The sequence below is a fragment of the Micromonospora sp. NPDC057141 genome, assembly GCF_042670805.1.
In the GTDB taxonomy this organism is placed as follows: domain Bacteria; phylum Actinomycetota; class Actinomycetes; order Mycobacteriales; family Micromonosporaceae; genus Micromonospora.
Genome location: NZ_JBHUVA010000093.1, coordinates 1 through 22580, shown reverse-complemented (window position 1 = coordinate 22580; position 22580 = coordinate 1). Strand labels below are relative to the sequence as shown.

Genomic DNA, 22580 nt, shown 5'->3' with positions numbered 1-22580 from the left:
GTCCGGACCACCGCGGCGCGCGCGGCCGGGACGGGCTCCCGGCGGCCGGTGCGACCACCGCCGGCCCGACCGCCGTCGAGCACCTGCAACGCCGGCCGGAACGGGTCGCCGCCGGCCCGGGTGCCGCGCGGGGTGCGCCGCTGCTCGACGCCCCCGGCCGTCGGCCGGCCCGCCGCCTGGCGCTCCTCGCGGACGGTGCGCCCCCGGGGGGTGTACGCCCGCGCGTCGGAGATGCCCCCCACGCCGGGCTCGCCGGTGCGCGGCTCGCCCCGCCCGCCGGCCTCGCGGGAACGCGGCTCGCCCCGCCCGCCGGTGGCCCGCGACGAACCGCGCCGGGAGCCCGTGGGGTCCCGGCGCGGTTCCTCAGCTCTCGGCGGCACCTCGGTCAGCCCCCCGCGCCCTGCTGGCTGGTGACCGACGGCTGGCCGTTGGCCGGCTGCGGCACCCCGATCACCCGGCCGTCCGGCAGCCGGATGTACGCCGGTTCCTCCGCCTCGACCATGCCGAGCCGGCGGGCCGTGGCGGTGAGGTTGCCGGGCGCCTTCGCGTCGGCGATCTCCTTCTCCAGCTGCTGCTGGTCCACGTCGAGCTTGGCCTGCTGCTGCTGGAGCCGCTCCAGCCGGAACGAGTTCTCGTTGATCTTGGTGTTGACCAGCAGGATGCCGAGCACCCCGCCGACGACCAGCACCAGGATCAGCGCCACGAACGGCGCCCGCGGCACCGACACCGGCGGCGGCGGGGCGACCCGCAGCCGCGGCGACGGGCTCGCCGCCGAACGGGCTCGTCCGGCCGGGCTGGTCCGCTCCGCCGCACCGATCCGCTCCGCCGGGCTGGTCCGCTCCGCCGGGCTGGTCCGCTCCGCCGGGCGCAGCGCGGCGCTGCCGTCGGTCGGGAACTCGCGCGCCCCCCGGGCGCGAGTCTCCCCCTGCCGGTCGATCCGGCCGGCCCCCGGAGCCGGCATCCCGGCCCGCGTGGTCCGCTGCGCCGCGATCCGGCCCCCCGACCGCGGTGCACGCTGCCCGACGCCGGTGTCCCGGCCGTCGCGCTTGTCAGCGTTCATCTTCTTCTTCCCTCCCCCTCTTCGTCCGTCCCTACGCCGTCGGCCCCGGATCCGCCGATCCGGTGCCCGGTTGGTGCATCGCCCTGACCCGCCGGCGGGGCCGTTCGCGGTCGGCCCGCCCCTGTCGCTCCGCATCCGGGTCGATCCGCTCCGCGGCCCGCAGTCGCACCGACGCGGCGCGCGGGTTCGCGGCGACCTCCGCCTCCCCGGGCAGCTCCGCGCCCCGGCTGAGCAGCCGGAACGTCGGACCCGACCCGGGCAGTTCGACCGGGAGGTCGACCGGGCCCTTACTGCGGACCCGGTCGGTGAGGGCCGCCTTGGTGAGCCTGTCCTCCAGCGAGTGGTAGGACAGGACCACCATGCGACCACCCACGGTGAGCTTGTCGAGAGCGGCCGGCAGCGCTGCCTCCAGCGCTGCCAGCTCTCTGTTTACTTCGATCCGTAAAGCCTGAAACGTTCTCTTGGCCGGGTGTCCCCCGGTTCGTCGGGCTGGAGCGGGAATGCTCTCCCTGACCAGTTCCGCCAGCCGCGCCGACGAGGTGATCCGGGCCCGCTCCCGCTCCCGCAGGATCGCCGAGGCGATCCTGGGGGCGAACTTCTCCTCCCCGTAGACCCGCAGCACCCGGGCCAGGTCCGGGTGGGAGTAGGTGTTGACCACCTCCTCGGCGGTCACCCCCCGGGTCTGGTCCATCCGCATGTCCAGCGGCGCGTCCTGCGCGTAGGCGAACCCGCGGTCGGGCGCGTCCAACTGGAGCGAGGAGACGCCCAGGTCGAACAGGACGCCGTCGATCGCCGGGTAACCCAGCCGGGCCAGCACCTCGGGCAGCTCGTCGTAGACGGCGTGTGCGAGGTGGACCCGGTCGGCGAACCGGGCCAGCCTGACCCGCGCGTGGGCGAGGGCCTCCGTGTCCCGGTCCAGCCCGATCAGCACCGTGCGCGGGTGCCGTTGCAGCACCGCCTCGGCGTGACCGGCCAGGCCCAGCGTGGCGTCGACGTGGATCGTGCGGTCGCCCCTGTCCAGCGCGGGGGCCAGCAACTCGAGACACCGCTCGAGCAGCACAGGCACGTGCGTGCCGCGAAGCTCCCCCATGTCGACCCCCACCGGTTGAACCGTCCGTTTCTCTCCGCGCCTGTCGCCGGACGACGCCTCCGTCGTACCGCCAGATCCCCATCCGCTCCCGCCCGCCGGAGGCCGCGGCCCTCCGATGAGATCGTGCGCCTGGCACCGGGGAAGGGGTGCCAGGAACTCGAAAGCGGCTGGAGATCTCGCAGTACGTCGGGCGTCGTCACGCCCTACAGACCGCCGGGCAGCACCCCCTCCTCGATGTCGGCGAAGTCGTCTTCGCTCTCGGCGAGGTAGGCCTCCCAGGCCGCCTTGTCCCAGACCTCCACCCGCGTGCTCGCGCCGATGACCACCAGGTCGCGGTCGAGCCCGGCGTACGCCCGCAGGTGCGCCGGGACGGTGACCCGGCCCTGCTTGTCCGGGACCTCGTCGTGCGCGCTGGCGAAGAAGACCCGGCTGTAGGCTCGGGCCGCCTTGTTCGTCATGGGTTGCGCGCGCAACTGGTCGGCGATGCGCTGGAATTCGGGCATCGGGAAGACGTAGAGACAGCGATCCTGCCCTTTGGTGATCACGACACCCCCCGCCAGCTCATCCCGGAACTTCGCCGGAAGGATCAACCGGCCCTTGTCGTCCAGGCGCGGAGTGTGGGTGCCGAGGAACATCGGCCCAACCCCCTCGCCCTTGCAGCGGCGTTCGCGGCGCCGCTCCCCCCGGGCCGGTGGGCCCTCCCGGCCTCACCATTGGTCCCCACTCTACTCCACTTCCCTCCACCTGCAACCAGAATCGCCCGCGCGGCGCGTCGTCGCCGCCCGCAAAACCGCACGTCAGAAGGGGTGGAGCGGAGTGGAGGGCCGCGGCGCCCCCACCTCGGCGTCCACTACCCGACATAGATCGACTCCATCCGGTCGACCGGGTTCCGGCCGTCCGCCTGACCGGCCCGGCCGAACGGTTCGCCGTCGGCGGCGATCTGGCGGGGGCGGCGGTCCGGTAACCTCGCTCGCGTGACGGACGCGAAGATGCCCATGCGGGCAAAGGTGGCCAGCTCCGTGTCGCGCACCGCCGCGGCGCTGTCCCGGGCCGCGGGTCGTGGCGACGGCTCGGTGATCGGCGGCTGGATCGGCCTGAAGATCGACCCCGACCTGCTGGCCCACCTCTCGGCGGGGCGCGCCATCGCGCTCGTTTCCGGCACCAACGGCAAGACCACCACCACCCGGCTGACCACAGCGGCGGTCGGCGTCCTCGGCCGGGTCGCCACCAACTCCTTCGGTGCCAACATGCCCACCGGCCACACCTCGGCGCTGGCCAAGGCCGGCAGCACCCCGTACGCGGTGCTCGAGGTCGACGAGCACTACCTGGCCCAGGTCCTGGAGGCCACCGATCCGCACGTGGTGGCGCTGCTCAACCTCTCCCGCGACCAGCTCGACCGCGCCAAGGAGGTCGCCATGATGGCGCAGCTCTGGCGCGCCGCGCTGGTCAACCACCCCGACGTGCGGGTGGTCGCCAACGCCGACGACCCCATGGTCGTATGGGCGTCCACCCCGCCGGGCGACCCGGCCCGGGGCGTCCGGCCGCCGCACGTCACCTGGTTCAGCGCCGGTCAGCGCTGGCACGACGACTCGTGGGTCTGCCCCGAATGCGGGCACACCATCGCGCGCAACGGCGACCAGTGGTGGTGCAGCGGCTGCCCGCTGCGCCGGCCCGAGCCGCAGTGGGCCGTCGAGGACGACGGGGTGCTCGACCCGACCGGCGCCTGGCACAAGGTGATGCTCCAGCTCCCCGGCAAGGTCAACCTCGGCAACGCCGCCACCGCCCTCGCCGTCGCCGCCGAGTTCGGCGTCCGCCCGGTCGACGCGGTCTCCCGGCTCGGCGCGGTCACCTCCATCGCCGGCCGCTACGCCCAGGTGGAGCGGGACGGGCGCAACATCCGGCTGCTGCTGGCGAAGAACCCGGCGAGCTGGCTGGAGGCGTTCGAGATGGCCGACGTCGCACCGACCCTGCTCTCCATCAACTCCCGGGACCCCGACGGGCTGGACACCTCCTGGCTCTTCGACGTCGACTTCGCCCCGCTGCGCGGCCGACAGGTGCTGATCACCGGCGACCGGGCGTACGACCTGGCGGTCCGCCTCGACGTCAACGGCGTGCCGTTCCAACACGTCCGCACGTTCGGCGAGGCCGTCCGGGCGGTCCCGCCAGGCCGGCTTGAGGTCATCGCCAACTACACCGCCTTCCAGGACATCCGAGCGGAGCTGGACCGTGTCAACTGAGAGCCTGCGTATCGTCTGGATCTACCCCGACCTGCTGTCCACCTACGGCGACCGGGGCAACATGCTGATCCTCGCCCGCCGGGCCCAGCAGCGCGGGATGCCGGTGGAGGTGCTGGAGGTCCGCTCCGACCAGCGGCTGCCCGCCACCGCCGACATCTACCTCATCGGCGGCGGCGAGGACGGCCCGCAGGCGCTCGGCGCGCAGCGGCTGCGAACCGACGGCGGCCTGCACCGGGCCGCCGCCCAGGGGTCGGTGGTGTTCGGCGTCTGCGCCGGCTACCAACTCCTCGGCACCTCGTTCTTCGCCAAGGGCGTCCAGTGCTCCGGGCTGGAGCTGCTCGACCTCTCCTCCGACCGGGGCCCGTCGCGGGCCGTCGGCGAGCTGGCCGGCGACGTCGACCCCCGGCTCGGGGTGCCGGCGCTCACCGGCTTCGAGAACCACGGCGGCCGGACCCACCTCGGGCCGGGCGTGTCGCCGCTGGCCCGGGTCACCGCCGGGGTCGGCAACGACGGCGCGACCGAGGGCGCGTGGCGGGGCAAGCTGCTCGGCACGTATTCGCACGGCCCGGCCCTGGCCCGCAACCCCGCCCTGGCCGACCTGCTGCTGCGCTGGGCGACCGGCGCGCACCAGCTTCCGCCGCTGGACGACACCTGGGCCGACCGGCTCCGCGCCGAGCGTCGCGCCGCGGTGGCCACCGCCCGGGCATGACCCCGGCCGCCCGGCGGCTGCTGCGGCAGCCGTCGGCGCGCCGGTTCACGCTGCTGCTGCTCCTGCTCGCCGGGTTCGCGGCGCTGCTGCCGGTGCTTCCCCGACCCGAGGTCGCGGCACTGCCCCGGCTCGCCGACCCCCTCGGCGGGTACGCCCCGCTCGCCGCGATCGCCGGCGGGGCGCTGCTGCTGGTCGCCCTGGTGCCGCGCACCTTCGTCACGCTCGCCATCGGCGCGATCTTCGGCCCCCTCGAAGGCGCGACGTACGCGCTCGGCGCGGCGCTGCTGGCCGCCGCGCTCGGCTTCGCCGTCGGCCGGGCGCTGGGCCGGGAGTTCGTCGCCGGGCGGGTACGCGGCCGGCTCGCCCGGCTCGACGGCTGGTTCGCCCGGCAGAGCGTGCTGGGCGTGGCCACGGTGCGGCTGCTGCCGATCTCCGGATACGGGCTGGTCAGCTACGGCTACGGCACCACCGGCGCCCGGCTGCTGCCGTTCCTCGCCGGCAGTGTCCTCGCCTCCGCCCCGACGGCGTTCGGCTACGCGGCGCTCGGCGCGGCGGCCAGCTCCCCCGGCGACGTCAACTGGTACGCCGCTGCCCCGGCCGCCCTGGGCCTGATCGCCAGCGCCGTGCTGCTGCACCGCTGGTGGCGCGCGGAACGCCGCCGCCGGCCCGCCCTGGCCGAGCCATCTCGCTGACCGCCGGCCGGATGCGCGCCGGCGCTACCGGCGATCGGGGCGTCAAGAAGGGGCCCCTGCTACGCAGAATGCGTTAACAAGGGGCTCCTCCTTACACACCTCACGCGACGACGGACACCATCCGGCCCTTCACCACGATGACCTTGCGCGGCGCCTTGCCGGCCAGCGCGCCGGCCACCGCCTCCAGCGCCGCCGACCGCACGTCGTCCTCGGCCGCGTCGGCGCTCACCTCGATCCGGCCGCGCACCTTGCCGTTGATCTGCACCGGGTACGTCACCGTCTCGGCGACCAGCAGGGCCGCGTCGGCGGTCGGGAAGTCCGCGTACGCCAGGGAGGTGTCGTGGCCCAGCCGCCGCCACAGCTCCTCGGCGGCGTGCGGGGCGAACGGGGCCAGCATCAGCACCAGCGGCTCGGCCACCTCGCGGGGGGTGACGGGCAGCCTGGTCAGCGCGTTGGTCAGCTCGATCAGCTTGGCGATCGCGGTGTTGAACCGGATCCCCTCCATGTCGCCCCGGACCCCGGCGATCACCTTGTGCAGCAGCCGCCGGGTGGCCTCGTCGGCCGGGGCGTCGGTGACCCGCGTCGCGCCGGTCTGCTCGTCGACGACCGCCCGCCAGACCCGCTGCAGGAAGCGGTACGCCCCGACGACCGCCCGCGTCTCCCACGGGCGGGACACCTCCAGCGGGCCCATCGACATCTCGTACACCCGGAAGGTGTCCGCGCCGTACGCGGCGCACATGTCGTCGGGGGTCACCACGTTCTTCAGCGACTTGCCCATCTTGCCGTACTCGCGGCGCACCTCCTCGTCGCCCAGGAACCAGGCGCCGTCGCGCTCGACGACCTCCTCGGCGGACACGTAGGAGCCCCGGGCGTCGGTGTACGCGTACGCCTGGATCATGCCCTGGTTGAACAGCTTGCGGAACGGCTCGAACGACGACACGTGGCCCAGGTCGTACAGCACCTTGTGCCAGAAGCGGGCGTACAGCAGGTGCAGCACGGCGTGCTCGGCCCCGCCGACGTACAGGTCGGTGCCGCCGCAGTCGCCCTCGGCGCGCGGGCCCATCCAGTACCGCTCGTTCTCGGCGTCGACGAACCGGTCGGCGTTGGTCGGGTCCAGGTAGCGCAGCTCGTACCAGCAGGAGCCGGCCCACTGCGGCATCACGTTGGTCTCCCGGGTGTAGCGCTGCGGCCCGTCGCCCAGGTCCAGCTCGACCTCGACCCAGTCGCGGCGGCGCGACAGCGGGGTCTCGGGGTTGCTGTCGGCGTCGTCGGGGTCGAACGTCTTCGGGGAGAAGTCGTCGACCTCGGGCAGCTCGACCGGCAGCATCGACTCGGGCAGCGCGATCGCCGCGCCCGTGGCGTCGTACACGATCGGGAACGGCTCGCCCCAGTAGCGCTGCCGGGAGAACAGCCAGTCGCGCAGCCGGTAGGTGGTCGCGCCGGAGCCGTGGCCGTTGGCCTCCAGCCACGCGATGATCGCCGCCTTGGCGTCGGCGACCCCCAGGCCGTTCAGGTCCAGGCCGCGCTCGGGCGCGGCGCTGTTGATCGCCGGCCCGTCCCCGGTGTACGCCTTGCCGGCGAAGCCGTCGGCCGGCTGCACGGTACGCACGATCGGCAGCTCGAAGACCTCGGCGAACGCCCAGTCCCGCTCGTCCTGCGCCGGCACCGCCATGATCGCGCCGGTGCCGTAACCGGCCAGCACGTAGTCGGCGATGAAGATCGGGATCTGCCCACCGGTGACGGGGTTGGCGGCGTACGCGCCGACGAAGACGCCGGTCTTCTCCCTCGCGTCGGCCTGCCGCTCCACGTCGGTCTTGGCCGCCGCCGCCTTCCGGTACGCCTCGACGGCCGCCCGGGGGCTGGCGTGCCCGCCCGTCCAGGCGTCCCGCGTCCCGTCCGGCCAGGCAGCCGGCGTCAGCGCGTCGACCAGTTCGTGCTCGGGGGCCAGCACCATGTAGGTGGCCCCGAAGATGGTGTCCGGGCGGGTCGTGAACACCCGCACCGGACCCTGGCCGGTGGCGAAGTCGATGTGCGCGCCCGTGGACCGGCCGATCCAGTTTCGCTGCATCAGCTTGATCGGCTCGGGCCAGTCCAGGGCGTCCAGGTCCGCCAGCAGCCGGTCCCCGTACGCGGTGATCCGCATCATCCACTGCTTCAGGTTGCGCTTGAACACGGGGAAGTTGCCCCGGTCGGAGCGGCCGTCGGCGGTGACCTCCTCGTTGGCCAGCACGGTGCCCAGCCCCGGGCACCAGTTCACCGGGGCCTGCGAGACGTACGCCAGCCGGTGGTCGTCGACGACTGCCCGCCGCTCGGCGGCGGTCAGCTCGGCCCACGGCCGGCCGTCCGGCGTCGGGCGGTCGCCTGCGGCGAACTCGGCGATCAGCTCGGCGACCGGCCGCGCCTTCCTGGCGTCCGCGTCGTACCAGGAGTTGAAGACCTGCAGGAAGATCCACTGGGTCCAGCGGTAGAAGTCGGTGTCGATGGTGGCCACCGAGCGGCGGTCGTCGTGGGCCAGGCCCAGTCGACGCAGCTGCGCCTTGTACCGCTCGATGTTCGCCACGGTGGTGGTGCGCGGGTGGGTGCCGGTCTGCACCGCGTACTGCTCGGCGGGCAGGCCGAACGCGTCAAAGCCCATCGCGTGCAGCACGTTGCGGCCGGCCATCCGCTGGTAGCGGGCGAAGCAGTCGGTGCCGATGTAGCCCAGCGGGTGCCCGACGTGCAGGCCCGCCCCCGACGGGTAGGGGAACATGTCCAGCACGTACAGCTTCTCCGCGCCCGCCCGGGGGTGGTCGGGGTCGGCCAGCGGCCCGGTCGGGTTCGGGGCGTGGAACGTGCCCGCCCGCTGCCAGGTGTCCTGCCAGCGCTGCTCGATCTCCTCGGCCAGGGCCGCGGTGTACCGGTACGGGGGGATGTCGCCCGCCGCTGTCGCCTCACTCATCGTCTCTCCTCGTTCGCTTCGTCGCGGCGTCGCCGGGCCGGGTCCGGCGGTCTCGGCCCGCCGGCCGGGTCCGGCGGTCTCGGCCCGCCGGCCGGGTCCGGCGGTCTCGGCATCGCCGGCCGGGCCGGCAATCTCGGCTCACCGGGCCGGGCCGGCGGAGGGCACAAAAAAGCCCCTCGCGCAGGAGGGGCCGCCGTGCTGTCGCGCGTCAGCGCATCAGCACGGCCCGGTAAGAAGCAGGAAGACTCCGGCCATGTCCGGCAGTCTACCCCGCCGGCCCGCGACGCACGCGACCCGCCGCCGGGAGGCGGGTCGCGGGAGGCCCCTCTCACGCTGGGTGACGAAGCGTTTCCCCCGTCGGGCGAATATTCCGGGCGTAACCGACCGACTTGCTGCGGGGTTCGGCGATCACGACAAACATGGTTAGCCTGAGAGGCCAGTGAGATTTCTGCGGCAGACGAGGCTCTCCCGTCGCGAACCCAACGGCGGGTCCAGGTGCTCTAGACAGAGCTGCCGTCGTGGCGACGAGGAGGAGGCCCGTGACACAACAGACCTGGGACGAGGTGGGCGGTCTGCTGCCGCACGACGAGTTCCGCGCCGCCAGCGAGGCCATCGTGGCCAACATCGAGCAGGTCATCGAGGGCAAGACGGCCACCGTCCGGCTCGCCCTGGCCGTCCTGCTCGCCGAGGGCCACCTCCTCATCGAGGACGTCCCGGGCGTCGGCAAGACCAAGCTGGCGAAGGCCCTCGCCCGGTCCATCGACTGTTCGGTACGGCGCATCCAGTTCACCCCCGACCTGCTGCCCAGCGACGTCACCGGCGTCAGCGTCTACAACCAGGAGACGCACGACTTCGAGTTCCGCCCCGGCGCGGTCTTCGCCAACCTGGTCGTCGGCGACGAGATCAACCGGGCCTCGCCGAAGACCCAGTCCGCCCTGCTGGAGTGCATGGAGGAGCGGCAGGTCACCGTCGACGGGGTCACCTACCAGCTCCAGACCCCGTTCATGGTGATCGCCACCCAGAACCCGATCGAGATGGAGGGGACCTATCCGCTGCCCGAGGCGCAGCGCGACCGGTTCACGGCCCGCATCGCGATGGGCTACCCGGGCCCGGAGGCCGAGCTGGCCATGCTGGACGGGCACGGGGCCGCCGACCCGTTGCAGGAGCTGCGGCCCGTCTCCGACGCCGACACCGTGCGCCGGCTCATCGCCACCGTTCGCGAGGTGCACGTCGCCGACGCCGTGAAGCAGTACGCGGTGGACCTGGTCACCGCCACCCGGGAGGCCCCCGACCTGCGGCTGGGCGCGTCGCCCCGGGCCACCCTCCAGCTGCTGCGCACCGCCCGGGCCGTCGCCGCCCTGGAGGGACGCGACTACGTCCTGCCCGACGACCTGCAGGCGCTCGCGGTGCCGGTGCTCGCCCACCGGATCATCCCGACCGCCGACGCCCAGCTCGCCCGGCGCACCACCGACGCGATCGTCGCCGAGCTGGTGCACCGGCTGCCGCTGCCGCACGACCGCCAGCGTTCCCCGTACGACAGCCGGCCCGCCGCCGACGGCAACGGCCGCGCCCCGTACGAGCCGCGGAGGCGGTGAGCGTGCGCGACGGGCTCCGGGGCCTGACCACCCGTGGCCGCTCGTTCCTGGCCGCCGCGCTCGCCGCGGCGGTCTCCGCCGTCATCCTCGGCGAGAAGGACCTGCTCCGGGTGGCCGTGCTGCTCGCCGTCCTGCCGCTGCTGGCCGCCGCCTACGTGGGGCGCAGCCGGTACAAGCTGGCCTGCAACCGGTCGCTGGAGCCGCACCGGGTGCCGGTCGGGGCCAGCTCCCGGGTGGTGCTGCGGTTGCAGAACATGTCCCGCCTGCCCACCGGCACGCTGCTGCTGGAGGACCGGCTGCCGTACGCCCTGGGCAGCCGGCCCCGGGTGGTGCTGGAACGGCTCGGCGCGCACCAGGCCAGCTCGGTGGCGTACACCGTCCGCGCGGACGTGCGCGGCCGCTACGAGGTGGGTCCGCTGGTGGTCCGGCTCACCGACCCGTTCGGGCTGTGCGAGCTGAGCCGGTCGTTCCCCAGCGTCGACCAGCTCACGGTGATCCCGCAGGTCACCCCGCTGCCCTCGGTCCGGCTCCCCGGCGAGTACGCGGGCAGCGGCTCCAGCCGCGCCCGGTCCGTGGCGGTGCACGGCGAGGACGACGCGGCGACCCGGGAGTACCGGATGGGCGACGACCTGCGGCGGGTGCACTGGAAGTCGACGGCCCGCACCGGCGAGCTGATGGTCCGCCGCGAGGAGCAGCCCTGGGAGAGCCGGGCGACGGTGGTGCTGGACACCCGGGGCCACGGCCACCGGGGCGACGGCCCCACCGCGAGCTTCGAGTGGGCGGTCTCCGCGGCGGCCAGCATCGCCGTGCACCTGCGCCAGGCCGGATACAAGCTGCGCCTGGTCACCGGCGACGGCGCGGACGTCGACGCGACCGAGGCCGCCGGGGACGGGCTGCTGCTCGACCAGCTCGCCGAGGTCCGCCTCGACCCGCGCGGCGAGATCACCACGCTGGTGCGGCAGGTCCGGCAGCGCGGCGACGGCGGCCTGATCATCGGCCTGTTCGGCACGGTGAGCACCGCCGAGGCGGAGCTGCTCGCCGGCCTGCGCGGCAACGGCGCGACCTGCGTCGGTTTCCTGCTGGACAGCTCCACCTGGCTCCACCTCCCGCCCCGGGCCCGGGCCGAGGCCGACCACGCGCACGGCGCCGCCGCGCTCGCCCTGTTGCAGAGCGGGTGGCGGGTCGTCGGGGTCGACCACGGGGCCCGGCTGCCCGCGCTGTGGCCGCAGGCCGGCCGGGGCTCGCAGGGGTTCGCCCTGCGGGCCGCGCTGGCCGAGACCGTGGCCGGGGGCGTCAAGTGACGATCCGCCCCGCCGGGCGTACCCGCACGCCCGGCCCGGCGGGAAGATGACCGGAAAGGGTGCCCCCGTGACCGCGACCCGCAACCTCGGCTTCGTGGCCGCCGCCGCGACCCTGCTGGCGGCCGCCCCGCTGTCGGCCATCTTCGAACGCTGGACCTGGCTCATCCAGGCGGCCATCGCGGTCACGGTGGTGGCCGGGGTGGCCGCGCTGACCCGGCTGGTCCGGGCCCCGCTGTGGGGGCAGGTGCTGGGCATGCTCGGCGGGCTGACGCTCGCGCTGGCCTGGCTCTTCCCCGCCGGCACCGAGCTGGTGGCGTTCCTGCCGACCCCGGGCACGTTCGCCCACTTCGGCGAGCTGCTGAGCGCGTCGGTGGTGGACATGCGCTCGTACGGGGTGAAGGTGCCCGACACGGACCCGCTGCTGTTCGTCTCCGTGCTCGGCATCGGCGGGGTGGCCGTGGTGGTCGACGTCCTCGCCGTCGGGCTGCGCCGCCCGGCGCTGGCCGGGCTGCCGATGCTGGCCATCTACTCGGTGCCTGTCGCCGTCTACGTCGACAGCGTCCCCGCCGTGCCGTTCGTGGTCGGGGCCGCCGGCTACCTGTGGCTGCTGGTCACCGACAACGTCGACCGGGTGCGCCGGTTCGGCCGCCGGTTCACCGGCGACGGCCGCGACGTCGACGTGTGGGAGTCCTCGCCGTTGGCCGCCGCCGGGCGGCGGCTCGCCGTGGTCGGGGTGGTGCTGGCGGTGGCGCTGCCGCTGGCGGTGCCGGGGATGACCGGTGGCCTGCTCAACGCCGTGGGCGCCGGGACCGGCACCGGCACGGGGACCGGCCAGGGCGGCAACCCGGGCCGCATCGACCTCTTCGCCTCGCTGAGCGGGCAGCTCAACCAGTCCGAGGTCTACGAGATGGTCACGGTGACCACCAACGAGGCGAACCCGTTCTACCTGCGCTACGGCGTCGCCGACGAGCTGCGGCCCGACGGCTTCCGGGTGCGCAACCCGACCGGGCGGCCCGTCACCCGGGACCTGCCCGACCCGACCCAGCGCTCCGGCACCGGCAACGGCGTCGAGCGGACGCAGTACCGGGCGACCGTGGAAGTCTCGAAGAACCTCAACATGCCGCTGCTGCCGGCCTACGCCGAGCCGGTGCGCACCGAGGAACTCAGCGGCAGCTGGCTCTACGACCCGAACCAGCAGGTGGTCTTCTCCAACCGGGAGAACTCCCGCGGCAAGCGCTACTCGTTCGACTACGTCCGGTCGACGTACACTCCGACGGCCCTGCGGCGGGCCCCGTCACTGCCGTCGGACCACCCGATCCGGCTCCAGCAGACCGTCACCCCGCCCGTCGAGCAGGTCGACACGCTGGTCGCCGACCTCGTGCAGGGCCGCAGCACCGACTACGACAAGGTCCGGGCGATCTACGACCACTTCTCGGCGGACAACGGCTTCACCTACAGCCTGACCACGAAGGGCGGCACCAGCGGTCAGGACATCGTCGACTTCCTGAACAACAAGGCCGGCTTCTGCCAGCAGTACGCGGCGGCGATGGCGTGGCTGGTCCGGTCGGCCGGCATCCCGGCCCGGGTGGCGTTCGGCTTCACCAACGGCACCGGCCGCACCGACGAGGGGTACGTGCTGACCAACCGCAACCTGCACGCCTGGACGGAGGTCTACTTCGACGGGATGGGCTGGGTGCCCTTCGACGCCACCCCGGCGTACGGGGTGCAGGGCTCGACCCGATCGGCGTGGGCCCCGGACACCGATCAGCCGGAGCCGGCAGCCACCGAGCCGGGTGCCCCGGCCGCCCCCGACGACTCGGCGCCGGCGCCGGACGCCGCTGACCCGGACGCCGCCGACCAGGACACCGACGCCGGCCTGGCGGTCGGGGCGGACGGCCCCACCCGGCAGGCCCCGGTGTGGCCCTGGTGGACGGCCGGCGCGCTGGCGCTGCTGGCCCTGCTCGCCGCGCCGGCGCTGCTGCGAATGGCGCTGCGTCGCCGGCGGGGCGCCCGGGCGGCGGTGGCGGTCGCACCGGCCACGGTGGACGCCGGCACGGGCCCCGGCGGCGGCACCGGGCGGTCCGTCGTCGTGACGGTGGACCCCGAGCGGGCGCGGGCGGACGCGCACGCCGCCTGGGACGAGCTGCTCGACACCCTGGTCGACTACCGGGTCCGGGTGGACCGGACGGAGACGCCGAGGGCGACCGCCGAGCGCCTGGTCACCGACGCCGTCGGCGAGGACGCCTCCGCCGCCACGGCGGTGCGGCTGCTGGGTCGCGCCGAGGAACTGGCCCAGTACGCCCGCGCCCCGCTCGCCGGCGGGGAGCTGCACCCGGCGCTGCGCGCCGTGCGTGGCGCGCTCGCCGCCCGGACCGACCGGCGGACCAGGCTGCTGGCCGCGGTGCTGCCGCCGTCGGTGCTGCTGCGCTGGCGCACGGCGCTGGGCAACACGTCCTCCCGGCTGGTGGCCAGGACGGGCGACGCCCGGGACCGGCTGCTGCGCTGGAGCCCGCGCCGGCTGCTGGCCACCCGCGGCGGCCGCTGACCCGGCCGGTCGTCGAGATCACGCGCGATTCGCTGACGGGGGCTACCGGCTGTCGAAAACGTCGTCGAGCACGAGTCTCGCCCGGCCCGGGACTTCCTCCTCGGGGAAGATCTCCGCGCACAGATCGAGGACCTCCTCGGCACGGGTCAACCTGAGGTGATCGACCAGGAAGCGAATGTCCTCGGCGTCCCGACGACGAGCGGCAAGCACCTTCATCGCCAACAGGTGTTCCGCAGACGCTGCCGCAACCCGCAGGCCTGGATGATCGAATACGCGAGGAGCTGCCGCGTCGCCGCCGGGAGCGACGTAGGCACTCGCCTGTTCGTTGAGCCACCAGTGCGGCAGGCCGAGTTCGTCAGCGACGGCTCGGGCCTCGTCGAGTACGACCCCATGTCCAACAGCGGATCATCGAGGCTCACGCGACGTTCAACTCCTGCGCCGACACGTACACGCCACGGCGGCGGAACGCTGCTGGCGCGTGCACCACAGCGTCAACCCGGGCAGCGCGGGTGTTGAAAGGAAACCAGAAACGCCGCAGCGACCGCGTCTCGACCCACGGCGGCGCACCACGCCCGTCCCTGGCCGCCACATGCTCGGTCAACGCGGCGAGGAACACGTCCCAGTGCTCGTCCCCCGTAGGGGATGGTTCCTGTTCCAGGAGACCAGCGCGTATCTCGGACGGTTCCCATCGGTACTCTTCCAGGAACTCCGCCACCAACCGCCACCGTCGCGTCTCGTCGGCCCCGACGAGCAGGGCGCCCAAGCGCGCCACCGTCAGCGGCTCATACCTCGCAACACGCTTCCTCACACCTCTGACGCTAGTACACCGGGAGGCGGAGGGGCATGTAGCGCCGCAGGTGCGGGCAGGAAGCAGCGGCCCGCCGTCGGCGGGCCGGATCGACGTTGGCCCCGCCGGGCCGGCGGGACCGAGGATCAGCGGTGGAACCGGGTCAGCGGTGCCCCTCCGGGCGCTGCCGCCACCGGTCCTCCATCCGATCCAGGAACGACGACCGCCGGCCGGACCGCCCGCGTGGACGGCGTCGGCTGGTGGTCGTCCCCCCGACCACGTGCAGGTCGGGGGACTGCGCCTTGCGGTGCGACTGCACCGCGTACGCCGCCGAACCCAGCATGATGACGAAACCCACCACCGCGAGCGGTGGGGTCTTGATCACCGCACCGTAGACCAGTAGAGCCAGGCCAACGATGATCGCGCCGGCAGCGACGAGCAGGCGACGCCGCGCGTGGAAGCGCGGATCGCTGGCGCGCACGGCCGAGGCGAATTTGGGGTCCTCGGCAAGCGACCGCTCGATCTGCTCGAACAGCCGCTGCTCGTGCTCCGAGAGCGGCACGGCACTCCTCCCCGGTCACGTTGGTCGGTCCGGTCGGACCGACAGACCGTGGCAGCCAACCGGCTGCTTAACGACAAGTCTACGAGGGGGGTCGCGCGTCGGAAAGCGGGACGACCTATGGGCGGGGTGGATTTTCGTTTCGCCCGGGATCGCGCCGGCCGAGAAGGCTCGCCGGACCTATGACGGATCGCCCGAATCGGGCGGCGGCGGCGTCCGCGACGGCCTCCGCCTCCCGCCAGCCGCGCTCGGGGGCGCCGAGCGTCAGCTGCTGCGGCGTCCGGCCCGCCGGGGCAAGACCCTCCACCCGCACCCCGACGAGGCGAATCCGCTCACCGGGGTCGAGGACGGTGTAGAGGGCCCACGCCGTGTCGAACATCTCCCGCGCCGTGTCGGTCGCCACGTCGAGGGTGCGGGAGCGGCTGACGGTGCGGAAGTCGGCCGTGCGCACCTTGATCGACACCGTCCGGCCGACCTGGCCGGCCCGGCGCAGCCGGGCGCCGACCTTCTCGGCGAGGGCGAGCAGGGCCCGGCGGATCTCCAGCGGGTCGGCCACGTCCGCGTCGAAGGTCACCTCGGCGCCGATCGACTTCTCCACCTGCTCGGGGGTGACCCGGCGCGGGTCCCGCCCCCACGCCAGCTCGTGCAGGTGGGTCGCGGCGGCCTCGCCGAGCGCCTTGCGGAGCATGCCGCGCGGCGCCTCGGCCAGGTCGCCGATGGTGGCCAGCCCGAGCCGGCGCAGCGTCTCGGCGGAGCGCTCCCCCACGCCCCACAGGGCGTCGACCGGCAGGGGACGCAGGAAGTCGAGCACCCGGTCGGCCGGCACCACGAGCAGCCCGTCGGGCTTGGCCCGGGTGGAGCCGAGCTTGGCCACGAACTTGCTCGGCGCGACCCCCACCGAGCAGGTCAGCCCCTGCTCGTCGGCGACCCGGGCGCGGATGCCGCGGGCGATCTCGGCGGGCGGGCCGAACAGCCGGCGGGCCCCGGCCACGTCGAGGAACGCCTCGTCGAGCGAGAGCGGCTCGACCAGCGGCGTGACGTCCCGGAAGATCTGCATCACCGCCCGGGAGGCCGCCGTGTACTGCGCGAAGTCGGGCGGCAGGTAGACCGCGTGCGGGCACAGCGACCGGGCACGCATGATCGGCATGGCGCTGCGGACGCCGTATCGTCGGGCCTCGTAGCTGGCGGCGCTGACCACGCCGCGCGGGCCGACCCCACCGACCACGACGGGCCGGCCCCGCAGCTCGGGGCGGCGGCGCACCTCGACCGAGGCGTAGAAGGCGTCCATGTCGACGTGCAGGATCGGGCTGCCGGAGTCGTCGCCGTCGGGCCCGAAACGCGGGTCGCCGCCGCGCGGCAACGACTGACTGCGACCCATGCCCGCAGGCTAGCCCCCGGGTACGACACGCCGCGGCCCCCGGGGCCCAACCGGCCGTCGCACCACCAGGCTCAGCCGCGCACCACCAGCAGCGGGATGGTCATCTCGGCGGCGGTGTCCGACCCGTGGTACGCCACCAGACGCGATTCGATCGGCTTCTCCGACCGGGTGGCGACCACGGCGGACGTGCCCCGGCACACCACCACCACGTCGCCGATCCGGCCCAGGTGCTCCTCGGGCACCGGCCCGAACCAGCCGGTGGCCACCGCCTCGTCGCGACGCAGCACCCGGGCCGCGTCGCCGAGCACGGCCGACCAGGCGGCCACCACGTCGTCGGCCGCGCCCGGCGCCACGTGCAGGTAGCGGACCCGGGGCTCCCCGGCGAGCACCCGCACCCCGGCCCGCAGCCGGTCGTCGGCGTCGAAGTCGATCCGGTCGACCTGCGGCACGTCGAGCTGGCCGTGGTCGGCGGTGACCAGCAGCGCGGCGTCCGGCGGCAACCCGTCGACCAGCCGGGCCAACAACGCGTCCACCCCGGTCGCGGCGGCCCGCCACGGCTCCGAGTCGACGCCGCTGAGGTGGCCGTGCCGGTCCAGGTCGGGGTGGTAGCCGGAGACCAGGGTCGGCCCGGCGCCGGCGCGCAGCGCGGCGAGCATCGCGGTGGCCAGCGCGGCGGCGTCGGCGGCGCCCCGGTAGTCCCCGCCCCGGTTGGCGGCCAGGGTGAGGCCGCTGCCGGCGTACTCGGGGCGGCTCACCACGGTCACCGCGACCCCGGCGGCGCGGGCGCGTTCGAGCTGGGTGGCGACCGGCTGCCAGCGCAGCGGATCCGGGTCGCCGGTCCACTCGATGTGGCTGAGCACCCGGTCGGTGTCGGGCACCCGCACCCGGAACCCGAGCACCCCGTGCGCGCCGGGCGCGGCCCCGGTGCCCAGCGTCACCAGGCTGGTCGGGGTGGTGGACGGGAAGCCGCAGGTGAGCGGGCGGCCGACGGTCGCGGCCAGCCCGGCCAGGGTCGGGGCGTGCGGGGCGGCGGCGGGGATCTGGTACCAGCCGAGCCCGTCGACCAGCAGCACCGCGACCCGCCGCACCCCGACGAGCGCGGGCGTCAGCCCGAGCAGGTCGACGGCCCCGGGCACGCCGAGCACCGCCAGGGCGCTGGGCAGCACGTCGGCCAGGCTGGCGCCGCCGTAGCGGGGCGGCACCGGGGCCAGCGGATCGACGGGCCCGCGCGGGGGCGGCACGGCGGGCGGATCGGTGGCCCCCTGCGAGGGCTCCTCCGCAGGGGGCGGCACGGCGGTCATGCCGGGCGGCGGGCGAAGAGGTGCAGCTGGGCGGCCAGGTCCCGGTACGGCGGCCGGGCGGCCAGGGCCCGCTCCAGCTCGACCAGGGCGGCCTGCTGGCCGTCCGCGACGGCGGCGGGGAGGAGGTCGGCCAGGACGCGTACCCCGTGGATCTCCTCGACCGTGAGACCGCCGGCGGCCAGCAGCGCGGCGGCGCGGTCGGCGTCGTAGCGCCGGCGCAGGGTGTCGCGGGGGCCGGCGGTGCCGGCCGGGTCGGCGGCCAGGGCGGCGGCCAGGTCCAGGTGGCCGTTCATCGCCCGGCCGAGCACCGCGGCGGCCTGCCCGGCCACCAGGACGCTCGCCGCGCCGCCCAGGCGCAGCGCGGTGACCAGCGCGGCCACGACCGGCGCGGGGTCGTCGACGACCTCCAGTACGGAATGGCAGAGCACCAGGTCGACGCTGGCCGGCTCGACCAGCCCGGCGAGCGCGTCGCCGTCGCCCTGCACGGCACGTACCCGGTCGGCGACGCCGGCCTCGGCGGCCCGGCGGGTGAGTGCGGCGAGCGCGTCGGGACTGGCGTCGACCACGGTGACCTGGTGCCCGGCCTGCGCCAGCGGCACGGCGAAGCCGCCGGTGCCGCCGCCGACGTCGAGGACGGTGAGCCGGTCGCCGGCGCGGCGTTCCAGCTCGGCCCGGAGCACCGACCAGATGACGGCGGTACGGGGGGTCAACGGCGGGCCGGTGAACCGGGTACTGGTCTGCTCCACACGGTCGAGCCTAGTCAGCCCCGGCGGTGTCGACAGGGGGCCCCTGCTCTACCGAAAGCGTTGACAAGGTGCCCCTCCTTGCGCGTCAGCGGAAGTCGCGGGAGGCCGGGGCGACCGGCGGCTCGATCGGGTCGAGCCGGTCGGCGGTCAGGTTGGTCACCCCCTCGTGCCGCTGCAACCGGCCGCGCACCACCAGCGCGGCGCTGGTGCGCGCCACCTTCCGGTAGCGCTGCCACAGCCCCGGCGAGCAGGTGACGTTGAGCATCCCGGTCTCGTCCTCCAGGTTGAGGAAGGTGACCCCGCCGGCGGTGGCCGGCCGCTGCCGGTGGGTGACGATCCCGCCGACCCGGATCCGCCGACCCGGATCCACCCGCCCCAGCCGGGCGATCGGCACCGCGCCGAGGGCGTCGAGCCGGTCGCGCAGGAACCGGGCCGGGTGGCTCTCCGGCGACAGGCCGGTCGCCCAGACGTCGGCGACGAGGCGGTCCACCGCGTCCATCCCGGGCAGCGTCGGGGCGGTCGCGCCGGTCACCGTGCCCGGCAGCCGGCCCGGCCGGTCCTGGGCGGCCGCCCCGGCGGCCCAGAGCGCCTGCCGCCGGGTCAGCCCGAAACAGGCGAAGGCGTCGGCGGTGGCCAGCGCCTCCAGCTGCGCGGCCGCCAGACCCACGCGCCGGGCCAGGTCCGGCATGTCACGGTACGGCCCGTGCGCCGCCCGCTCCGCCTCGATCCGCTCGGCCACCCCGTCACCGAGGGTACGTACGCCGCCCAGCCCGAGCCGCACCGCCGGACCGCCCAGCCCCCACGCGTGCGGCGGCTCGCCGGGCGCACTGCCCCACCGGGTGTCCGGGGCGGACTCCAGGACGGCCTTCGCGCCGCTGGCGTTGACGTCCGGCCGGCGCACCTGCACCCCGTGCCGCCGCGCGTCGTCCACCAGGGTCTGCGGCGAGTAGAAGCCCATCGGCTGGGCGTTCAGCAGCGCGGCCAGGAACGGGCCCGGGTGGTAGCGCTTGAGCCACGAGCTGGCGTACACCAGGTAGGCGAAGCTCATCGCGTGGCTCTCCGGGAAGCCGTAGCTGGCGAACGCGGTGAGCTTGCGGTAGACGTCGTCGGCCAGCTCCCCGGCGATGCCCCGCTCGGCCATCCCCGCGTAGAGCCGGTCGGCGATCCGCGCCATCCGCTGCACCGACCGCTTCGCCCCCATCGCCCGGCGCAGCTGGTCGGCCTCCGCCGCGTCGAAGCCGGCCAGGTCGATGGCGAGCTGCATCAGCTGCTCCTGGAACAGCGGAATGCCGAGGGTCTTCTCCAGCGCGTTGCGCATCAGCGGGTGCGGGTACGTCACCGGCTCCTGGCCGTTGCGCCGCCGGATGTACGGGTGCACCGAGCCGCCCTGGATCGGGCCGGGCCGGATCAGCGCCACCTCCACCACCAGGTCGTAGAACTCGCGGGGCTTGAGCCGGGGCAGGGTGGCCATCTGGGCGCGGCTCTCCACCTGGAACACCCCCACCGAGTCGGCCCGGCAGAGCATCTCGTAGACCTCGGGGTCGTCCAGGGTCATGTCGCCCAGGTCGAGGGTCTCGCCGATCATGTCGTAGCCGTAGTGCAGGGCCGAGAGCATGCCGAGGCCGAGCAGGTCGAACTTCACCAGCCCGACGGCGGCGCAGTCGTCCTTGTCCCACTGGAGCACGCTGCGGCCGGGCATCCGCCCCCACTCCACCGGGCAGACCTCGATCACCGGCCGGTCGCAGATCACCATCCCGCCGGAGTGGATGCCCAGGTGCCTCGGGAACGTCTGGAGCGCGTCGGCATACGCCACGACCTGCTCGGGGATGTCCTCGGCGTCGATCGCGGCGACCGCGCCCCAGCGGTCGATCTGCTTGCTCCAGGCGTCCTGCTGGCCGGGCGAGAAGCCGAACGCCTTGGCCACGTCCCGCACCGCCGAGCGCGGCCGGTACGAGATGACGTTGGCGACCTGGGCGGCGTGCTCCCGGCCGTACCGGGCGTAGACGTGCTGGATCACCTCCTCCCGGCGGTCGGACTCGATGTCCACGTCGATGTCGGGCGGCCCGTCGCGCTCCGGGGCGAGGAACCGCTCGAACAGCAGCCGGTGCCGCACCGCGTCCACGTTGGTGATCCGCAGCGCATAGCAGACCGCCGAGTTGGCCGCCGACCCCCGGCCCTGGCAGTAGATGTCCTGCGCGCGGCAGAACGCGACGATGTCGTAGACCACCAGGAAGTAGCCGGGGAAGCCCAGCTCATCGATCATCCGCAGCTCGTGCGCCAACTGCGCGTACGCCTCCGGGTGCGCCTCGGGCGGCCCGTACCGCTCGCGGGCCCCGGCCATGGTGAGCTCGCGCAGCCAGCTCATCTCGGTGTGCCCGGCCGGCACCGGGTACGCCGGCAGCCTCGGCGCGACCAGTTGCAGGTCGAACGCCAGCTCCGCGCCGAACTCGGCGGCCCGCGCCACCGCCCCCGGGTACGCGGCGAACCGCGCCGCCATCTCCGCCCCGCCGCGCAGGTGAGCGGTGCCGGCGGCGGGCAGCCAGCCGTCGATCTCGTCGAGGCTGCGCCGGGCCCGCACCGCGGCCAGGGTGGTGGCCAGCCGGCGGCGACCCGGGGTGGCGTAGTGCACGTTGTTCGTGGCCACCGTGGGCAGCCCGGCGGCGCGGGCCAGCTCGGCGAGCGCGTCGTTGCGGTCGCCGTCGACCGGGTGCCCGTGGTCGGTCAGCTCCACCGCCACCGTCTCCGCGCCGAACAGCGCGGTGAGCCGGTCCAGCTCCCGGGCGGCCGCGTCGACGCCCCCGGTGAGCAGCGCGGCCGGCACGTGCCCCTTGCGGCAGCCGGTGAGCACCAGCACGTGGTCGCGCAGCTCGGCGGCCACCTCCTCCAGCTCCCCGTAGTCGGGGCGGCCCTTCTGTCCGCCGCGCAGCTGGGCGCGGGCGATGGTGGCGGCGAGCCGGGCGTATCCCTCGTGGCCGTGGGCGAGCACCAGCAGGTGCGCGCCGTGCGGGTCCGGCTCGCCGTTCTGCGGGCCGGGCAGCCCGAGGGAGAGTTCCGCGCCGAAGATCGTCGGCAGGTGCAGCGCGCGGGCCGCCTCGGCGAAGCGCACCACGCCGTAGAAGCCGTCGTGGTCGGTGACGGCGAGCGCGGTGAGCCCGAGCCGGGCCGCCTCCTCGGCCAGCTCCTCGGGGTGGCTGGCCCCGTCGAGGAAGCTGAAGTTGCTGTGCGCGTGCAGCTCGGCGTACGGCACCGCGCCGCCGCCGGGGCCGCTGCCGCTGCCGCCTGGACCGTCGCTGCCGGGGCGGGGCGGTTCCGGCGGCGGGTGCCGGCGCCGGCGGCGGCTCCAGGCGGGGCCGTCGCCTCCGTCGGCGTCGACGGCGAGGGGATCCACCACGGGTGGGTCCACGGCCCGCAGGTGCCGCCCACCCACCCCGCCTACCTCGCCCACCCCGCCTTTCTCGCCCGCCCCGCTGCCCCAGCCTGACCAGCCAGACCAGCCAGAACAGCCTGACTCGCCACCCCGGCCCGGCGCGCCACCCGGGCCCGGGCCGGCCCGCCCGGAGAGCACCCGCTCCAGCTCCCCCCAGGGCACCCCGGGATTGTGAAAACTCACCGCGCCGCCCCCGCTCCCACGGAGATCTTGGT

At 74.7% G+C, this 22580-nt stretch carries 17 protein-coding genes and 2 pseudogenes; 6 read left to right on the top strand and 13 right to left on the bottom strand.

Features of this window, described 5'->3' with window-relative positions:
* From ACFT41_RS28795 to ACFT41_RS28775, 5 genes and pseudogenes are all read right to left on the bottom strand, one after another.
* A pseudogene (locus tag ACFT41_RS28795) lies at nt 1-380 on the bottom strand (penicillin-binding protein 2); the annotation flags it as partial.
* A 5-nt stretch (nt 381-385) separates the two neighbouring features.
* Entirely contained in the window at nt 386-1060 is a 675-nt protein-coding gene (locus tag ACFT41_RS28790; protein WP_377614041.1) for a hypothetical protein, read from the bottom strand.
* A pseudogene (gene rsmH / locus ACFT41_RS28785) lies at nt 1057-2162 on the bottom strand (16S rRNA (cytosine(1402)-N(4))-methyltransferase RsmH). Before rsmH ends, ACFT41_RS28790 begins: the two are co-directional and overlap by 4 nt.
* 191 nt (nt 2163-2353) lie before the next feature.
* Complete coding sequence (mraZ, locus tag ACFT41_RS28780) at nt 2354-2785, bottom strand: division/cell wall cluster transcriptional repressor MraZ (protein ID WP_377588724.1); 432 nt, start codon at nt 2783-2785, stop codon at nt 2354-2356.
* A 215-nt stretch (nt 2786-3000) separates the two neighbouring features.
* Nucleotides 3001-3180, bottom strand: coding sequence for a hypothetical protein (locus tag ACFT41_RS28775; RefSeq protein ID WP_377588728.1), 180 nt, complete (start codon nt 3178-3180; stop codon nt 3001-3003).
* Here ACFT41_RS28775 and ACFT41_RS28770 point away from each other — a divergent pair.
* Genes ACFT41_RS28770 through ACFT41_RS28760 form a run of 3 tightly spaced genes read left to right on the top strand, consistent with a single transcriptional unit; the run spans nt 3140 to nt 5788 of the window.
* Nucleotides 3140-4387 carry a MurT ligase domain-containing protein gene (locus ACFT41_RS28770; RefSeq protein ID WP_377588727.1) on the top strand — a complete coding sequence of 416 codons (1248 nt, stop codon included), beginning with the start codon at nt 3140-3142 and terminating at the stop codon, nt 4385-4387. The genes ACFT41_RS28775 and ACFT41_RS28770 overlap by 41 nt on opposite strands.
* The gene (locus ACFT41_RS28765) at nt 4377-5096 is read left to right on the top strand and encodes a type 1 glutamine amidotransferase (protein WP_377588723.1); all 720 of its coding nucleotides are present in this window, start codon (nt 4377-4379) and stop codon (nt 5094-5096) included. The genes ACFT41_RS28770 and ACFT41_RS28765 overlap by 11 nt, the downstream gene beginning before the upstream one ends.
* Nucleotides 5093-5788, top strand: a complete 696-nt coding sequence (locus ACFT41_RS28760; RefSeq protein WP_377588722.1) for a TVP38/TMEM64 family protein — start codon at nt 5093-5095, stop codon at nt 5786-5788. The genes ACFT41_RS28765 and ACFT41_RS28760 overlap by 4 nt, the downstream gene beginning before the upstream one ends.
* 100 nt (nt 5789-5888) lie before the next feature.
* On the opposite strand, the gene leuS is transcribed toward ACFT41_RS28760, so the two are convergent.
* Nucleotides 5889-8726 carry a leucine--tRNA ligase gene (gene leuS, locus ACFT41_RS28755; RefSeq protein WP_377588721.1) on the bottom strand — a complete coding sequence of 946 codons (2838 nt, stop codon included), beginning with the start codon at nt 8724-8726 and terminating at the stop codon, nt 5889-5891.
* A gap of 539 nt (nt 8727-9265) precedes the next feature.
* Here leuS and ACFT41_RS28750 point away from each other — a divergent pair.
* The 3 genes from ACFT41_RS28750 (at nt 9266) to ACFT41_RS28740 (ending at nt 14167) form a co-directional block, all read left to right on the top strand.
* Nucleotides 9266-10321 carry an AAA family ATPase gene (locus tag ACFT41_RS28750; protein WP_377588720.1) on the top strand — a complete coding sequence of 352 codons (1056 nt, stop codon included), beginning with the start codon at nt 9266-9268 and terminating at the stop codon, nt 10319-10321.
* A gap of 2 nt (nt 10322-10323) precedes the next feature.
* Nucleotides 10324-11622, top strand: a complete 1299-nt coding sequence (locus ACFT41_RS28745) for a DUF58 domain-containing protein (RefSeq protein ID WP_377588719.1) — start codon at nt 10324-10326, stop codon at nt 11620-11622.
* A gap of 67 nt (nt 11623-11689) precedes the next feature.
* Nucleotides 11690-14167 (top strand): transglutaminaseTgpA domain-containing protein, encoded by a 2478-nt coding sequence (locus ACFT41_RS28740; RefSeq protein ID WP_377588718.1) that lies wholly within the window; start codon nt 11690-11692, stop codon nt 14165-14167.
* A 42-nt stretch (nt 14168-14209) separates the two neighbouring features.
* Here ACFT41_RS28740 and ACFT41_RS28735 read toward each other — a convergent pair whose 3' ends face one another.
* The 7 genes from ACFT41_RS28735 to ACFT41_RS28705 form a co-directional block, all read right to left on the bottom strand.
* Nucleotides 14210-14389, bottom strand: a complete 180-nt coding sequence (locus ACFT41_RS28735; protein ID WP_377588717.1) for a hypothetical protein — start codon at nt 14387-14389, stop codon at nt 14210-14212.
* 193 nt (nt 14390-14582) lie between these two features.
* Complete coding sequence (locus tag ACFT41_RS28730) at nt 14583-14930, bottom strand: hypothetical protein (protein WP_377588716.1); 348 nt, start codon at nt 14928-14930, stop codon at nt 14583-14585.
* Between the two features lie 187 nt (nt 14931-15117).
* Complete coding sequence (locus ACFT41_RS28725; protein WP_377588715.1) at nt 15118-15516, bottom strand: DUF3040 domain-containing protein; 399 nt, start codon at nt 15514-15516, stop codon at nt 15118-15120.
* 115 nt (nt 15517-15631) lie between these two features.
* Complete coding sequence (locus ACFT41_RS28720) at nt 15632-16891, bottom strand: DNA polymerase IV (RefSeq protein ID WP_377588714.1); 1260 nt, start codon at nt 16889-16891, stop codon at nt 15632-15634.
* Nucleotides 16892-16962: 71 nt separating this feature from the next.
* Nucleotides 16963-18192 carry an alkaline phosphatase family protein gene (locus tag ACFT41_RS28715; protein WP_377588713.1) on the bottom strand — a complete coding sequence of 410 codons (1230 nt, stop codon included), beginning with the start codon at nt 18190-18192 and terminating at the stop codon, nt 16963-16965.
* Nucleotides 18189-18956, bottom strand: a complete 768-nt coding sequence (locus ACFT41_RS28710; RefSeq protein ID WP_377588726.1) for a class I SAM-dependent methyltransferase — start codon at nt 18954-18956, stop codon at nt 18189-18191. Before ACFT41_RS28710 ends, ACFT41_RS28715 begins: the two co-directional genes overlap by 4 nt.
* Nucleotides 18957-19023: 67 nt before the next feature.
* Nucleotides 19024-22548: an error-prone DNA polymerase gene (locus ACFT41_RS28705; RefSeq protein WP_377614040.1), complete on the bottom strand. Its 3525-nt coding sequence runs from the start codon at nt 22546-22548 to the stop codon at nt 19024-19026.
* Nucleotides 22549-22580 lie beyond the last annotated feature (32 nt).

Coding starts and splice junctions, on each gene's coding strand:
- ACFT41_RS28790 (WP_377614041.1), bottom strand. CDS start 1,060: ATGAACGCTGACAAGCGCGACGGCCGGGACACCGGCGTCGGGCAGCGT.
- mraZ (WP_377588724.1), bottom strand. CDS start 2,785: ATGTTCCTCGGCACCCACACTCCGCGCCTGGACGACAAGGGCCGGTTG.
- ACFT41_RS28770 (WP_377588727.1), top strand. CDS start 3,140: ATGCCCATGCGGGCAAAGGTGGCCAGCTCCGTGTCGCGCACCGCCGCG.
- ACFT41_RS28760 (WP_377588722.1), top strand. CDS start 5,093: ATGACCCCGGCCGCCCGGCGGCTGCTGCGGCAGCCGTCGGCGCGCCGG.
- leuS (WP_377588721.1), bottom strand. CDS start 8,726: ATGAGTGAGGCGACAGCGGCGGGCGACATCCCCCCGTACCGGTACACC.
- ACFT41_RS28720 (WP_377588714.1), bottom strand. CDS start 16,891: ATGGGTCGCAGTCAGTCGTTGCCGCGCGGCGGCGACCCGCGTTTCGGG.
- ACFT41_RS28715 (WP_377588713.1), bottom strand. CDS start 18,192: ATGACCGCCGTGCCGCCCCCTGCGGAGGAGCCCTCGCAGGGGGCCACC.